The sequence below is a fragment of the Klebsiella sp. PK18 genome, from assembly GCF_057784655.1.
Window position 1 is genome coordinate 2,635,447 of sequence record NZ_CM173493.1, and the last position, 14,785, is coordinate 2,650,231.

Consider the following 14,785-nt stretch of genomic DNA (forward strand, 5'->3'; position numbering starts at 1 on the left):
CAAGCGACCTGTGGATGAAAGATATCCTAGCTTAACTGCTATCAAACTTGTCGATTAGGTGGTAAAAATGGCACTCATTATTATCATATGTGGGATAGTTGATGCGGCCAGTTCTTGACTTTAATGCGCTGAAAATCTTCATTGCTGTGGTGGAACGAGACAGTTTTGTCGGGGCATCGAAAGCCCTGGAAATGCCGACATCAAATGTGAGCCGTTGCATTTCTCAGTTAGAAGACAAACTGAACCTTCAGCTCATTGAGCGCAGTACCCGACATATGAAACTCACACAGGCGGGGCATCTACTCTATACCCGGGCGAAGCCATTACTGGAAGCACTTGAGCAAACTGAAACCGAATTAACGTTGCGACAAATGCAATTCAAGGGGCCATTACGTATCTGTATTCCCAATGAAATCGGTCCTGTATTGCTGGGCTCTGTTGTTGCTGATTTCGCCTGTCAGCATCCGGATCTGGAGATAAGTTGCGTCACAAATTTGTCGGGTTATGAATCCCTGCGAGATGATCTGGATTTAGCTGTCATTGTTAGCCGTGGTCAGATGGATGACAGTGACTACATCGCCCGTCATCTGGTGACGATCCCTTGCACCATCGTTGCGGCCCCCTCCGTCATCCAGCGTTATGGCACGCCTTCTCGAATACAGCAATTTGAAGAGTTACCCTGTATTACAACGGTGAATGCGCTTAAAGGCGCTCCCTGGCAGTTTGTGAATAAAAAGGGCGGATTCGAGACGATCAAGGTTAACGGTCGTTATCGGGTCAACAGCGGAGAGATGGCAGGGCGAGCGGCCATCTCAGGTGTCGGTTTTGCCATCCTGTCGAAACAAGCCTGCCAACCCTATATTGATGATGGGCGGTTAATCGAGATTGAATTTGAACAATCGGCAGCCCCCTTGCAATTGTTCGCTCTGTATTCAGATCGGCGTTACTTGCCGGCAAAAACAAGAGCGCTTATTGATTTCATGCATCAGAGATTGAGTCATTAACAAGAGGCCATCTTCAGCGCGCCAGGGCGGCGCTGTTCTATTCAGCCGGCCGGCTCAAGCAACAAATCTCTGAGATAGCCCTCCAGTAGGGAGGCACAAATTCGCGTTTCATACGACATCATCCCAGCTGGTGGATGGAGCAACCAGGCACTAAATGGCGGGATCGGATAGTGGCTTAAGAGGGGGATGAGCGCGCCGTCTTCCATTTCTTTTCTGCAAACCGGACTTTGCAAAACACCAATGGCATGTCCCGCTAATAACCAGGAGAGGACACTCCGCCAGTGCGTGGACTGAAATTGAATATTGACGGGAACATTAATGAGTTGATCTTCGGAAGCGATCAATTGAATGCGATTACTGGCGAATACACCGGAAACAGCAGCAAATGGATAATCTGTCAGCGCTTCCGGCGTGTCAGGATGACCCATTTTCGCCAGCAGAGCCGGAGAGGCCACTAGCACTCTGCGCACGGCGCCAAGCGGACGTGCGACAAAAAAGCCTTCGGAGACATCACCTAACCTCAGTGATAAATCGACCCCCTCGGTGACGGGATCGATGACGCGGTCGTTAAAAATGACATCGACCTGCAGCTCCGGATGCTCGTTCTGAAGCTGCAACAATGCAGGCATCAGCAGGCTTTCTCCGGCGGAATAGGGCGCGGCAATACGGATTTTGCCTTGCAGCCCCTGATTTTCCTCATTCACAGAAAGAGCATGCTCTGCCGCCTGAATGGCCGTTTTGCTTCGCTCATAAAACACGTTACCGCTGTGCGTTAGAGACATATTACGCGTGTTGCGCCTAAGCAAACGTGTCCCAAGATGAGCTTCCAGTTTTTCTATTCTTTCACTCACGGCGGGCTGGCCAATGCCGAGATCGCGGGCTGCAGCCGACATGCTGCCCCGTTCAACCACCCTGATAAATATGCGCATTGCTGAGAAGAGATCCATTCACCAATTATATTGGCTTTACCGATAAATGTAAGTGTGGACAGGCATCTACTGCTTTCCTGCGAAATGATGAAAAATCCAGACTCAAGGCCTGAGCCAGGCTAAATTTCAATCTATTTAATTGATTTATTGGTGGAAAATAATGATGCCAGAGATAAAGCTTTTCATGTTCCAGTCAGGAACACAGCATTGTCGATATCAGCATATCCGGATGAATCAGGGCGTGGGAGAGCATTATGAGATCCCTGTCCCCTGGTTTCTGCTGACCCATCCGGATGGGTTTACGCTGATTGACGGCGGTCTGGCTGTCGAAGGATTGAAAGATCCCAGCGGTTATTGGGGAAGTGCTGTAGAGCAGTTTAAACCGGTGATGTCAGAAGAACAGGGTTGCGTGGAACAACTTAAGAGGATTGGCATTGCTCCTGAGGATATCCGCTATGTGGTCCTGTCCCATTTGCACTCTGATCATACGGGAGCAATTGGTCGCTTCCCCCATGCTACGCATGTTGTCCAGAGGCAAGAGTATGAATATGCCTTTGCCCCTGACTGGTTTACGTCAGGAGCCTATTGCCGACGCGATTTCGATCGTCCCCAACTTAACTGGCTATTTCTGAACGGGTTGTCCGATGATCACTATGACCTTTACGGTGATGGCACGTTACAATGTATTTTCACCCCAGGGCATTCACCGGGCCATCAATCTTTTCTTATCCGCTTACCGGGTGGTACAAATTTTACGCTAGCTGTAACGAATCGCGTTTGAAATCCCGCCGACTCGCATTTATCCCGTTTTTCTGCTCGAATTAGCTGCAAATGAAAATCGCCACCTGCTCACATTAACTGCAACTGTGCTCGCATTTATCCTGTCCGGCTTGCGTTCCATTGCGCCGAAATCACAATAACTGCAAATTTGCGACACGAGGCTGTCTGTTGAAGTTGTTCCCACGAATGTGAAGGGAACCGCCCATATCACCAGGTGAATCCAGCGGCCTGAATAAAGAGCGGCCCTGACAATGAAACGAAGCGCCATACGGCGCGGGGCATAAATCGTGAGAGGCATACCCTTCTAGGAGCCACACCAGGATGAGTGCCAGTCTAAAATTCCTTAATTCATGAGAATGGCTCATAAAGCCTATCCCGTCTGACGGGATTATCCGGCAGGACAATGCCAGTACTATGTTCTTCATAACTTCTGAGCAGGCCTGTTGCCATCCTTTCCGCGTGCAGAGTTAATGCGGCCAGTCTACAGCCTCAACTCCATTAGTTATCTGCAAAAATCATCCGCCAAAGGGGAGTTTCATGAAACGTCGCATTATTAATTCAGCATTTCTTGTCGCAATGATGGGGGTCTCAACGGGAGCAGCCATGGCCGCAGATTACAGACAAAATCCGTTTACCCTCGTATATGAAGGTGCCATCACTGAGAATGTGAAAGGCAAAGTAAATATTCATCCTGTCAGTTATAAACTCAACGGAATCGATATTGCCGCTAACGTTTACACGCCGGCAAATTATGATCCAGCCAAAAAATATCCGGCCATTGTTGTGGCTCACCCGAACGGGGGGGTGAAAGAACAGGTTGCCGGTCTGTACGCCCAGAAACTGGCTGAGCAGGGGTATATTACCATTGCAGCCGATGCTGCCTATCAGGGGGCCAGCGGTGGTACACCGCGTAATGTGGATAAACCCGTAAACCGCATTGAAGATATCCATGGTATGGCCGATTTCATTTCCCGCTATCCGGGGGTCGATACAGCCCGACTCGGTCTGCTCGGCATTTGTGGCGGTGGTGGATATTCCCTGGTTGCGGCTGAAACGGACAAACGTTTCAAGTCTATTGCCACCATCAGTATGTTTAACTCAGGTCTTGTGCGCCGCAATGGCTTACAGAATTCACAGCTGGATACCATTCAGCAGCGTCTTCAGCAGGCGTCTGATGCCCGAGCGCAGGAAGCTGCGGGCGGCGAAGTCCTTTACTCCGGCGATGCCAACCTGACGGATGAGCAGATCGCCAAATTACCTTTTGCGTTATATCGCCAGGGTTACGAATACTACTGGAAGACCCATGCGCACCCGAACTCAACGTTTAAATACACAACCAGCAGTTTACTGGATTTGATGAGTTTCGACGTGACCGATCATATCAATCTGATTAACAAACCATTGCTGATGATCGCCGGTACCAAAGCTGACACGTTGTATATGACGGAAGATGCATTTGCCAAAGCGACCGGTACCAAAAATAAAGAATTATTTAAAATTGATGGCGCCACCCATATCGAAACCTACTGGGTGCCTAAATATGTAAACGCGGCAATGGGGAAACTAACGCAGTTCTATAGCCAGAACCTCTGATCATTTTGTCATTCCTGTATCCCCGCGGCGTAATCACATTGTCCGGGGATCGTTCTATCACTCACATCGGGTTAACTATGGAACATAAAACAGAATTCGCCCGTCAGGCACTGACTCGCCGCCACTTGCTGATTGCCGGCATCACAGCTATCGCCGCCTCTTTTGTCGCCACACCAGTTTTCGCACAGGAATCCGATTCAGTTCAGATTATCTCCGCGGGCAGCCAACCTGTCGCCTATGGCGCACCCGGGAATTTTACAGGGCGCGTGCGAGTCGACCCGTTGTTCCAGGCTGACAAAAATATCAATGTGTCCGGCGCTTACGTGACTTTTGAACCCGGAGCCCGTTCAGCCTGGCACACGCATCCGGCCGGTCAGCGGCTGGTTGTGGTCTCCGGTATCGGCCTGACGCAGCAGGAAGGACAGCCCGTGCAAATTATTCGACCGGGTGATGTCGTGATGTGCCCGCCCGGCGTCAAGCACTGGCATGGCGCCGCCCCTGAGAGTGCTATGACACATCTGGCCATTACCGGGAATATAAATGGAAAGACAGTTGACTGGATGGAGAAAGTAACGGATGAACAATATCACGCCCATTAAAACCTCCGCGATGGTGGCCTTGCTGATGATGGCTGGCCAGTTCATGGTTTCTTCCGTCAACGCAGCAGAAAAAGAGGTCACCGGAATGCACCACCAACAACCTGCGTCAGATACCTTGTCTGAACGCCAGCAGGCGATCCCCCTGATTGCCGCTACGATGGCAAGCAGCCAGATGGGGAAACTGAATGCGGCTCTGAATCAGGGACTTGATGCCGGACTCACGATCAACGAAACCAAAGAAATCCTCATTCAGCTCTATGCCTATACCGGTTTCCCCCGCAGCCTCAATGCGCTCAATGAACTGATGAAGGTGGTGGAGGTGCGTAAACAGCAGGGTCTTCATGATGCTGTGGGGAAAGCCCCCCAACGACAGATCCCTGTCGGAGACGAACTCCGTCGGGTGGGCGCCGAAAATCAGGCTCTGCTTTCAGGCGGACCGGTTAAGGGCGTAGTTTTTGATTTTGCACCGGAAATTAACCAGTTTCTGCAAACTCACCTGTTTGGCGATATTTTTTCCCGCGATAACCTCGACTGGGAAAGCCGCGAACTGGCAACTGTCGGAGCTCTGGCGGCCACGCCGGGTGTGGAGGCACAGTTATTGTCGCATATGCGCGCCAGTCAGCGCATTGGCCTGACGGTGGGTCAGTTACGTCAGCTGGCCCGGGTATTGCGTGAACATGGTGAAAATGAGGCTGCCGTCCGGGCTGAACATGCACTACAGCAGACACTGACCCGTTGACAATAATGGAGTTCCGGATGGAACACGATCCTACCCGCAGAATGTTGATTACTGCCCTGGCCGGGGTGACGATTGCCAGTACTGTCCCGGTATCGTCCGCTGCCGGTACCGGGTCAGTACAGAATAAAAGCCGAACCCTGGTCGTCTACTTTTCCCGCAGCGGTAACACCCGGGTGATCGCCGGTGTGATACACCGTAGCCTGACAACAGACCTGTTTGAGATTGAACCCGGCACTCCCTATCCGGAAGATTACTTTCAGACTGTAGAACAGGCGAAACAGGAACGCGCGCATGGGATCCTCCCTGCACTGAAAAACAACATAGGGGACTTCGCACGCTATGAGACGGTGTATCTGGGATTCCCCATCTGGGGAACCAGCGTACCTCCCGTCGTGCAAACCTTCCTGAGTACTCATGATCTCGCGGGAAAATTGCTTATCTCTTTCATTACTCATGGTGGGTACGGTAAAGGGGACAGCGACGAAGTGCTGGCACGCCTCGCTCCGGCTGCTCGCCGGGAAAGGCCTCTGGTCATCGAATGCGATCAGGAAAAGAAAACAACCGAGACAGTAACAAGCTGGTTAGAGGCGATACGTAGCTAATTGAGTGGTGATTAATGAACCCTGTTAATGAGTCCTAGTGAATTACGCCCTCTAATCGTATACGCCACTCTGCGTTATGCTTTTCCTGCCTAACCGATAAAGGATACCGTCATGCAAACAGTACAACTTAACAACGGCATTACCATGCCTAAACTTGGCTTTGGTGTGTTTCAGATGGTGGATGCCGCTGAGTGTGAACGGGCAGTCGTGGATGCCATTGAAACAGGCTATCGTCTGATTGATACCGCCGCGTCTTACCAGAATGAAACCCAGGTTGGTAATGCGCTGAAGCAAAGTGGTGTTGCCCGAAATGAGCTTTTTGTCACGACCAAACTTTGGTTGCAGGGTGCCAGTTACGAAGGCGCTAAAGCTCAGTTTGAGCGTTCTCTGAATCGCCTGCAACTGGATTATGTCGATCTCTACTTAATTCACCAACCTTATGGCGATGTACACGGGGCCTGGCGTGCCATGGAAGAGTTGCACCGGGCAGGTAAAATCCGTGCCATTGGCGTAAGCAACTTCCACCCTGACAGGCTCGCTGACCTGATGGCCTTCAACAGTGTGATCCCTGCCGTCAACCAGATTGAAGTCAACCCCTTCAATCAGCAGTTACACGCGGTACCCTGGATGCAAAGCCGTGATATTCAGCCGGAGGCCTGGGCGCCTTTTGCGGAAGGGAAGAACGGGTTGTTCCAGCATCCGGTGTTAACGGATATCGGTGATAAGTATGGCAAAAGCGTGGGACAGGTCGTGCTGCGCTGGCTGTTTCAGCGCAATGTTGTTTCACTGGCTAAGTCGGTACGCAAAGCACGGATGGAAGAAAACTTTAACATCCTCGACTTTGAACTGAGCGCAGAGGATATTCTGAAAATCACCGCACTGGATACCGCGACCAGCGCCTTTTTCTCCCATCGCGACCCGGCCATGGTGGAATGGTTAACGGAGCGAAAACTCGAGGTTTAATAATGATATGCCGGAGGCGAGGTGACCTCCGGCATATCATGCGGGGTGAACAACCACCCTGCCGGGCGGCTATATCCTGCGAGAACCCGCATCCCCTCTTGCGTAAGAGAGTACTAGAAAATTGCAAAAATACCCATTAAAATGAGTGATTACTCACTCATTTTAATAATCAACCAGGAGAGAACTTTTGCAATATTCACTATTAGGTCAGACAGGACTGGCTGTATCCCGTCTCGCGTTTGGCGCTATGACATTCTCGGATGGCAATAACGATATTGCCTCCGTCTATAAAGTCGACGCCGCATTAGCGAATGAGCTGGTTTCCGTTGCCCTGGACAAGGGGATTAATTTGTTTGATACCGCCGACGCTTACGCCGGTGGCGAATCTGAATCCTTACTGGGCAAGGCGCTGAAGCACAGACGGCAGGAAGCGGTGATCACCACTAAAGTGGGTTTCCGTAGCGGTCAGCCTTTAACTCAGGCTGGACTTTCACGCCGACACATTTTGTGCTCAGTAGATCAGAGCATTACACGCCTGGGAACTGACTGGATCGATGTCTATGTTGTTCATATTGAAGATCCATTTACACCATTAACCGAAACGCTTCAGGCCCTGGATGATGTCGTCAGGGCGGGTAAAGTGCGTTATCTGGGGTTTTCCAACTGGTCGGCCTGGAAGGCGGCTGCTGCCATTGAACTGCAGAAAGCGAACGGCTGGGCTCCCTTCACCCACGGGCAGATGAACTACTCGTTACTTGGACGTGATGTCGAACGTGACATTATTCCGATGATCGAGCATTACGGGATTGGTCTGACCGTCTGGAGTCCATTGGCCGCAGGATTTCTGAGTGGGAAATACACCCGGGGAACCGCCCCGGATAACAACAGCCGGCTTTCTGGCTTCGATGTTTTACCCACCGATAAGGAAGCCGGTTTCCGTTTACTCGACAGCATGCACCACATCGCCCGGGCACATCATGCCAGTGTTGCCCAGGTGGCAATTGCCTGGTTGCTGTCGAAGAAAGCCGTCACCAGCGTCTTACTGGGCTCGAGTAAACGTGAACAGTTAGACAGCAATCTTCATGCCGCAGAGCTACAGCTGACCCCGGAAGAATTATCCGGACTGGATAGCCTCACTGCCCTGACGCCTTTGTACCCTAACTGGATGAATGACAATGCAGTCGATCAGGCGGTACTTCATGCACTGTCCAGATAACCTGCAGTTTAAAGCGAGATCGTGCTGATGAAAAAAAATATGGTGTTTAAAAATAACCAGATAAACCTGTCCGGAACGCTGTACTTTCCTCCAGGGTTCGACGAGACACAAACGTATCCCACGGTCATTTGTGTACACCCTGCAGGCTCGGTAAAAGAACAATCCCCGGCATTATATGCCGCGGCCCTCTCTGCAAAGGGGCTGGTTGTTCTCACCTTTGACGCCTCCCACCAGGGAGCCAGCGAAGGTGAACCGCGCTACCTGGAGGATCCCTTCCGGCGGGTTGAGGATATACGCTGTGCTGTCGATTACATCAATACCCTGTCTTTTATTCATCCGGACAAAATTGGCGTACTGGGTATTTGTGCCGGCGCAGGTTATGCCATCAGTGCCGCTACGACTGACCGGCGGATTAAGGCTATTGCCGGCGTCAGCGGCACCGATGCTGGCGCGGCGATCCGCGAAGGCTGGGACGGGAATCTTCCTGTGGAAGAACAGATTCATATGCTGGAAGCCGTTTCCGCACAGCGAACGGCCGAAGTAAAAGGCGCAACCGTCCGGTATATGCCCTACGTCCCGGAAACGGTGGATGAAGGCACATCGGTCACGATGCGGGAGGCCCACGACTATTACCGGACGCCCCGTGCCGGGCATCCCCGATCGTGCAATAAAGTCATGATGACAAGCCTCGACAAACTGCTGACTTTCTCCGCAACAGACCGCATTAATACGTTGTTGACGCAGCCACTCTTGCTGATCGTGGGAGAACGGTCGGATGCCCGCCGTTTTGTTGATACGTTTTACAGCAAAGCCGCCAGCCAGGATAAAGAAGTGTTTGTGGTCAAGGGAGCGACACACGTCGATCTGTACGACGTGAAACATTATGTTGAGCCGGCCTTCGAAAAGCTTGCCGGTTTCTTCTCGGCTAAATTGTGATCCCAGAGAACGACAGCCATTTCGCTGAAAACACGGGGCTGTCGGTCGTTCTGAACAAAGGGCTTGCAGGAGATAAAAATTGAAAGTCATCATCACCGGCGCCACGGGAATGGTGGGGGCCGGCGTGCTTCAGACTGCCCTGAATGCCGCGGATGTGGAAAGGGTTCTGGTAGTTGGCCGCCAGCCGACGGGCGTCACCCATGAAAAACTGCAGGAACTTATCCTCCCGGACTTATTTGAGGTTTCGGGTATCGAGAATAAGTTACATGGATATGATGCCTGTATCTGGGCTATTGGGATCAGCTCCAGTGGGATGGATGAAGCGGCCTATGCGCACATTACAGAAACGTTGACACTCAAATGGGCGAAAATGCTGCTTCGTATCAATCCCGGCATCTCATTTTGTTACTGCTCTGCTGCCGGGGCAGGAGGAAAGTCCATGTGGGCCCGTGTCCGCCAGCGGGTGGAGTCCGAATTGCTGAGGCTGCCGTTCCGCCATGCAGGCGCGGTGCGCCCCGGTATTATTCGTCCGGCACCAGGGGCACGGAGCAGAACGCCCGGGTACCGGATTGTATTACGCCTCCTCACCCCGCTATTTCTGTTGTCTCCCGTCTGGTTAGTGGTGGTGCCATCCTTGTTTACCACATCGGACATACTGGGACGCGCCATGCTCAGTGTTGTGCGGGGGAAAGCCACGTCATTTATTCTCGAGACCGCGGATATCAACAGGCTGGGCCGGTGATCTTCTGCCGGAACCGGGTATTTACGCAACAACAGGAAAAGGTACGTATCAATGCAAAAACGTTATCTCGGTAAATCAGGACTTCAGGTATCAGCGCTGGGGTTGGGGTGCATGGGGCTCAGTCACGGCTACGGCCCGGCGACTGACACTCGTCAGGCGATCGAACTTATTCGTGCAGGGGTTGAACGCGGCGTGACCTTCTTTGATACCGCGGAAGTCTATGGCCCCTATCTGAACGAGGAGGTGGTGGGTGAGGCGTTAAAGCCACTGCGCGAGCGGGTGGTGATTGCCACTAAATTTGGCTTCACCTTTGGAAATGATAACCGGCAGCAAATTTTAAACAGCCGACCATCGCACATTCGCGAAGCAGTGGAAGGTTCATTACGACGTCTGAAAACAGACGTGATCGATCTGTTATACCAGCACCGTGTCGACCCGGACGTCCCCATTGAAGACGTCGCGGGGACGGTAAAGGATCTGATTGCTGAGGGTAAGGTGAAGCATTTCGGTCTTTCTGAGGCCGGTGCGCAAACCATTCGCCGTGCCCATGCCATACAGCCTGTTGCCGCCCTGCAGAGTGAATACTCCATGTGGTGGCGTGAGCCTGAGCAGGAAATCTTACCCTTACTGGAAGAACTGGGCATTGGTTTCGTGCCCTTCAGTCCATTAGGCAAAGGGTTTCTGACGGGGACGATCCGGGCCGGGTCAACATTTGGCGAAGATGATTTTCGCAGCAAAGTTCCCCGCTTTGCGGCACAGGCGCTGGAGGCGAATGAAAAACTGGTGTCACTGATCAGCGTGATTGCCGCAGAAAACAGAGTGACCCCGGCGCAGATTGCACTGGCCTGGTTGCTGGCGCAGAAGCCATGGATTGTTCCCATTCCCGGCACCACAAAACTGCACCGGCTGGAAGAAAACCTGGCGGCAGCGGAAATCCAGCTTTCGCCAGGCGAACTGGAGAAAATCTCCCGGGCCCTGGAAACAGTTAAAATCCTTGGGGAACGTTATCCTGCCGCACTTCAGGCGCGCGTGGGCCGGTAAACGGGAGCGGGTTTGTGTATATACAGGCCCGCTATTCTGAGTGACGTAACGCATCAATCATCAGGGCAAAGGCTGGCGGATGCTGTTTACGGCTGGGATAGTAGAGATAATAGCCCGGGAAAAAGGGGCACCACGCCTGTAATACCTGGATCAGGGCGCCGGACTTCACATAGTCCTGGATCATGTTCTCCGGTACACAGGCCAGGCCAAATCCGGACAGTGCGGCATCAATTCGTTCGGGCAACAGATTAACCGTCAGTTGTCCTTCCACGCGAACACGGAGGGGTTTCCCGTCTTTTTCAAATTCCCAGTGATAAAGGCCACCAACGGTGGGCAGGCGCATATTGATACAACGATGATCCTGGAGATCATGAGGGGTTTCTGGTGCCGGGTGATCCGCAAAATACGACGGGGCAGCCACGATGGCCATACGTATATCAGGGCCTATCCTTACAGCGACCATATCTTTGTTTACGCTTTCCCCCAGGCGAATACCGGCATCGAAACGGCCTTCAACGATATCAACAAAGCCGTTATCCACCATGAGCTCTACGTGGATTTCCGGGTATTCCCGGAGAAACGGTTTGAGTTTCGGCCAGACGAGGCTGCGTGCCGCATGCTCTCCGGAGGTCAGGCGGATATTCCCTGAGGCGATCCCGTTCAACTGTATAAGGGAGTCAAGCTCCTGCTCAAGATCCGCGATGCGCGGTTCCAGGCAGGCGATAAGCCGTTCTCCGGCTTCAGTTGGCGCCACACTTCTCGTCGTGCGGGTCAGAAGCCGTATGTTTAAGCGTTCTTCCAGTGCTTTCATGGCATGGCTGAGTGCCGATTGCGTGACACCGAGTTTACCTGCCGCCTTAGTAAAGCTTCGCTCTCTGGCGACAACGAGAAAGAGCTGAAGCTCGTTAAAATTCTCTCTGAGCATTTGTTATTTTCCAGATCAAGCCATTCTCAATATACCAGACTCATGAGAACTGTTCATAGACACAATCATTTTAGCCTCATTACTGTGAGTTATGGTAACTGCTATGATCTGTCCATTGAAATATTTGCACATTCGAATCAAGGTCCATTATGAAAATATTAATTGTCGGCGCTACAGGGAGCATCGGCCTCCATGTCGTGTCTGAGGCTTTTAAAATGGGACATAAGCCCAGAGCGCTGGTCAGGAATCCACGGAAAGCCAGATTGTTACCCCACGATACCGATGTTGTTTATGGTGATGTCGCGATGCCGGAAACATTAAAGGATGTCATCAAAGATATTGATGCGGTGATTTTTACACTGGGCTCCGGTGAACAAGGTCGTATTGGCGCCAGAGCCATTGATTATGGCGGCGTTCGTAACATTTTGAAGCTTCTCACCGGCGCTGCGGTCCGCATCGTACTGATGACCACGATTGGCGTGACAGAAAGGTTGGGGGCCTGGAACCAGCGAACAGAAGTCCATGACTGGAAGCGAAGAGCGGAGCGTCTTGTGCGGGCCAGCGGACATCCTTATACCATCGTCAGGCCAGGCTGGTTTGATTATAACGAGCCGGATGAGCGTCAACTGGTTTTTCTGCAGGGGGACAGGCGCCATGCCGGAACACCGGAAGATGGCGTGATTGCTCGTGACCAAATCGCCAGGGTACTGGTTTCCGCATTAACGGATATTGCCGCAGAAAATAAAACATTTGAGCTGGTTGCGGTAAAGGGCAATGAGCAGGCCACGCTCACTCCACTGTTTGCTGATATGCTTCCGGATAATCCAATCCGCAATGATGGGGTTCATGATTTAAATAATATGCCTCCGGAGAAAGAGCCTGATTTTATCAGGGCTGACTTGTATGCCATTCATCCTGATTCGACAGCTGCGTGAATCGTCGCATTAACGGTAAGGCGGATGTTATGCATCCATCTGTATTGACATCAACCGCAGAAGCATTCTGCATTCATTTTTAATACCAGAAAGTAAAGAGGTTAAGGCAATGAAATCCACTCTATTTATTCTTATTGTATCAACACTCGCGTCGTTAAATATTGCCAGTGCAGCACAACAAATTACCGATACAACCGGTAAAGAAAAAATTGGTGTCGTGTCAGTCGGTAATACGTTATCTCTGGATGAACTGACCGGGGAATTATCCCTTAAGGCAGATGCCCGTGGAGCAACCTCATTCAAAATATTATCGGCCTCAGGGAATAATAAAATGCACGGGGTTGCAGAAATTTACCGGTAGTCACACCTGTCTTTTTGGTTTTGAATCACAACAGATTTTTACGAGAGTTTTCACCAATAGATATAAAACACCGCCTGCACGCTACAGAAATATGAATAAACACTAATAGCGCTGATGCTCATCAAATATTGCTGTTTATTCTTTACTTCTGTCAAAAACGTTCACTGGCATGTTAATGCTGTACACGTAACTAACTGGGGTTAAACATGAAATATACCAAACTGGGTAATACGGGCGTGGATGTGTCGAAGATCTGTATGGGAATGATGAGCTTTGGCAAACCTGGTAGTGAAAATGGCCTGTTTCCCTGGGCCAGAGATTTTGACGACGCCAAGCCGATTTTCCAGAGGGCGATTGAACTGGGGGTGAATTTCTTTGATACCGCCAATGTGTACCAGATGGGAAGCAGTGAGATCGTCACCGGGCAACTGATCAAGGCCTTTAATCTTGACCGGGATGACATTGTGGTATCTACAAAGGTTAATTTTCCGATGCGCCCGGACCGTCCTAACGGAGGCGGTCTTTCCCGGAAAAACATCATGGCTGAAATCGACCACAGTCTGAAGCGAATGCAATTAGACTATGTCGATTTGTACCAAATCCACCGTCTGGATCCGCACACTCCCATGGAAGAAACCATGGAGGCCCTGCACGATGTTGTCAAAAGTGGTAAGGCGCGTTATATCGGTGCTTCCTCGATGTACGCCTGGCAATTCGAGCGACTGCAGAACATCGCGGAAAAAAATAACTGGACCCGCTTTGTTTCGATGCAAAACCACTACTCGCTGATCCATCGTGAAGAAGAGCGGGAAATGATCCCCCTTTGCGAGAACCGTGGCGTCGCGCTCATCCCGTGGAGCCCGCTCGCCGGCGGCCGGGTCACCCGTCCATGGGGGACACAGACGAAGCGTTCTCAGATTGATGGCGTCTCTCCGCTGGTCTGGGGAGCGACGGAGGCGGCAGACAAAGTGGTGGTCGATAACCTGGAAAAAATCGCACAGCAAAAAGGGGTGTCGATGGCGCAGGTGGCGCTTGCCTGGCAGTTCAGTAAACCGTTTATTACGGCCCCTATCGTCGGCACCACCGCCATCAGCCATATCGAAGACGCGGTCGCCGCGCTGGATCTCACACTAAGCCCGGAAGAGATCGCTGCGCTGGAGGCACCTTATATTCCTCATGCTGTCCTGAGCGTATTCTGACAGAATGTCGGGCGGGTGGACCTCATTTTGCCCCTCGTCCGGCCCACTTTACGTATCAGTAGAACGTTCAGGTGCAGATCTCCACTCTGATCATAAGACTGACTCTTATTTATTCCACTCTGATCATAAGACTGACTCTTATTTATTCCACTCTGGACAGGTCAAAAAAACAATATTTGCGTCCGGGCTCTGTATCAAGATTAGCGTCTGATTAAAAGGTA

At 51.5% G+C, this 14,785-nt stretch carries 15 protein-coding genes and 1 pseudogene; 14 read left to right on the top strand and 2 right to left on the bottom strand.

Annotated features, from left to right (window positions below):
• Positions 1-101: 101 nt before the first annotated feature.
• Complete coding sequence (locus AC3EMD_RS12840) at positions 102-1,004, top strand: LysR family transcriptional regulator (protein ID WP_004190055.1); 903 nt, start codon at positions 102-104, stop codon at positions 1,002-1,004.
• Between the two features lie 41 nt (positions 1,005-1,045).
• Here the strand turns inward: AC3EMD_RS12840 and AC3EMD_RS12845 are convergent, their stop codons facing one another.
• Positions 1,046-1,933 (bottom strand): LysR family transcriptional regulator, encoded by an 888-nt coding sequence (locus AC3EMD_RS12845; RefSeq protein ID WP_110203845.1) that lies wholly within the window; start codon positions 1,931-1,933, stop codon positions 1,046-1,048.
• Positions 1,934-2,093: 160 nt separating this feature from the next.
• Between AC3EMD_RS12845 and ahlK the strand changes: the two are divergent.
• From ahlK to AC3EMD_RS12895, 10 genes and pseudogenes are all read left to right on the top strand, one after another.
• Positions 2,094-2,699 (top strand): annotated as a pseudogene (gene ahlK, locus AC3EMD_RS12850) (N-acyl homoserine lactonase AhlK); the annotation flags it as partial.
• Between the two features lie 551 nt (positions 2,700-3,250).
• Positions 3,251-4,306, top strand: coding sequence for an alpha/beta hydrolase (locus tag AC3EMD_RS12855; RefSeq protein ID WP_032735619.1), 1,056 nt, complete (start codon positions 3,251-3,253; stop codon positions 4,304-4,306).
• Between the two features lie 77 nt (positions 4,307-4,383).
• A complete protein-coding gene (locus AC3EMD_RS12860; RefSeq protein WP_077254909.1) occupies positions 4,384-4,905 on the top strand; it encodes a (R)-mandelonitrile lyase in 522 nt (173 codons plus the stop codon).
• Positions 4,906-4,930: 25 nt separating this feature from the next.
• Positions 4,931-5,644 carry a carboxymuconolactone decarboxylase family protein gene (locus AC3EMD_RS12865; RefSeq protein WP_436799159.1) on the top strand — a complete coding sequence of 238 codons (714 nt, stop codon included), beginning with the start codon at positions 4,931-4,933 and terminating at the stop codon, positions 5,642-5,644.
• A 17-nt stretch (positions 5,645-5,661) separates the two neighbouring features.
• The gene (locus tag AC3EMD_RS12870) at positions 5,662-6,246 is read left to right on the top strand and encodes a flavodoxin (protein WP_302074150.1); all 585 of its coding nucleotides are present in this window, start codon (positions 5,662-5,664) and stop codon (positions 6,244-6,246) included.
• A 111-nt stretch (positions 6,247-6,357) separates the two neighbouring features.
• Positions 6,358-7,209, top strand: coding sequence for an aldo/keto reductase (locus AC3EMD_RS12875; RefSeq protein ID WP_032735616.1), 852 nt, complete (start codon positions 6,358-6,360; stop codon positions 7,207-7,209).
• A 187-nt stretch (positions 7,210-7,396) separates the two neighbouring features.
• Positions 7,397-8,425 carry an aldo/keto reductase gene (locus tag AC3EMD_RS12880; RefSeq protein ID WP_302074151.1) on the top strand — a complete coding sequence of 343 codons (1,029 nt, stop codon included), beginning with the start codon at positions 7,397-7,399 and terminating at the stop codon, positions 8,423-8,425.
• A gap of 27 nt (positions 8,426-8,452) precedes the next feature.
• Positions 8,453-9,361 (top strand): alpha/beta hydrolase, encoded by a 909-nt coding sequence (locus tag AC3EMD_RS12885; protein WP_232672959.1) that lies wholly within the window; start codon positions 8,453-8,455, stop codon positions 9,359-9,361.
• A gap of 79 nt (positions 9,362-9,440) precedes the next feature.
• Positions 9,441-10,103 carry an NAD-dependent epimerase/dehydratase family protein gene (locus AC3EMD_RS12890; protein WP_032735613.1) on the top strand — a complete coding sequence of 221 codons (663 nt, stop codon included), beginning with the start codon at positions 9,441-9,443 and terminating at the stop codon, positions 10,101-10,103.
• A 51-nt stretch (positions 10,104-10,154) separates the two neighbouring features.
• On the top strand, positions 10,155-11,144 hold the full coding sequence (locus AC3EMD_RS12895) for an aldo/keto reductase (protein WP_032735612.1): 990 nt from the start codon (positions 10,155-10,157) through the stop codon (positions 11,142-11,144).
• A 31-nt stretch (positions 11,145-11,175) separates the two neighbouring features.
• Here AC3EMD_RS12895 and AC3EMD_RS12900 read toward each other — a convergent pair whose 3' ends face one another.
• A complete protein-coding gene (locus AC3EMD_RS12900; protein WP_032735611.1) occupies positions 11,176-12,069 on the bottom strand; it encodes a LysR family transcriptional regulator in 894 nt (297 codons plus the stop codon).
• A 149-nt stretch (positions 12,070-12,218) separates the two neighbouring features.
• On the opposite strand from AC3EMD_RS12900, the gene AC3EMD_RS12905 reads away from it, so the two are divergent.
• The 3 genes from AC3EMD_RS12905 to AC3EMD_RS12915 all read left to right on the top strand — a co-directional run bounded on the left by AC3EMD_RS12905 (position 12,219) and on the right by AC3EMD_RS12915 (position 14,564).
• The gene (locus tag AC3EMD_RS12905) at positions 12,219-13,004 is read left to right on the top strand and encodes an SDR family oxidoreductase (RefSeq protein ID WP_032735609.1); all 786 of its coding nucleotides are present in this window, start codon (positions 12,219-12,221) and stop codon (positions 13,002-13,004) included.
• 109 nt (positions 13,005-13,113) lie between these two features.
• Positions 13,114-13,365, top strand: coding sequence for a YdgH/BhsA/McbA family protein (locus AC3EMD_RS12910; RefSeq protein WP_072047545.1), 252 nt, complete (start codon positions 13,114-13,116; stop codon positions 13,363-13,365).
• A gap of 206 nt (positions 13,366-13,571) precedes the next feature.
• Entirely contained in the window at positions 13,572-14,564 is a 993-nt protein-coding gene (locus tag AC3EMD_RS12915; protein WP_044613382.1) for an aldo/keto reductase, read from the top strand.
• The last annotated feature ends 221 nt before the right edge of the window (positions 14,565-14,785 follow it).

Coding starts and splice junctions, on each gene's coding strand:
- AC3EMD_RS12840 (WP_004190055.1), top strand. CDS start 102: ATGCGGCCAGTTCTTGACTTTAATGCGCTGAAAATCTTCATTGCTGTG.
- AC3EMD_RS12845 (WP_110203845.1), bottom strand. CDS start 1,933: ATGCGCATATTTATCAGGGTGGTTGAACGGGGCAGCATGTCGGCTGCA.
- AC3EMD_RS12855 (WP_032735619.1), top strand. CDS start 3,251: ATGAAACGTCGCATTATTAATTCAGCATTTCTTGTCGCAATGATGGGG.
- AC3EMD_RS12860 (WP_077254909.1), top strand. CDS start 4,384: ATGGAACATAAAACAGAATTCGCCCGTCAGGCACTGACTCGCCGCCAC.
- AC3EMD_RS12865 (WP_436799159.1), top strand. CDS start 4,931: ATGATGGCTGGCCAGTTCATGGTTTCTTCCGTCAACGCAGCAGAAAAA.
- AC3EMD_RS12870 (WP_302074150.1), top strand. CDS start 5,662: ATGGAACACGATCCTACCCGCAGAATGTTGATTACTGCCCTGGCCGGG.
- AC3EMD_RS12875 (WP_032735616.1), top strand. CDS start 6,358: ATGCAAACAGTACAACTTAACAACGGCATTACCATGCCTAAACTTGGC.
- AC3EMD_RS12885 (WP_232672959.1), top strand. CDS start 8,453: ATGAAAAAAAATATGGTGTTTAAAAATAACCAGATAAACCTGTCCGGA.
- AC3EMD_RS12895 (WP_032735612.1), top strand. CDS start 10,155: ATGCAAAAACGTTATCTCGGTAAATCAGGACTTCAGGTATCAGCGCTG.
- AC3EMD_RS12900 (WP_032735611.1), bottom strand. CDS start 12,069: ATGCTCAGAGAGAATTTTAACGAGCTTCAGCTCTTTCTCGTTGTCGCC.
- AC3EMD_RS12905 (WP_032735609.1), top strand. CDS start 12,219: ATGAAAATATTAATTGTCGGCGCTACAGGGAGCATCGGCCTCCATGTC.
- AC3EMD_RS12910 (WP_072047545.1), top strand. CDS start 13,114: ATGAAATCCACTCTATTTATTCTTATTGTATCAACACTCGCGTCGTTA.
- AC3EMD_RS12915 (WP_044613382.1), top strand. CDS start 13,572: ATGAAATATACCAAACTGGGTAATACGGGCGTGGATGTGTCGAAGATC.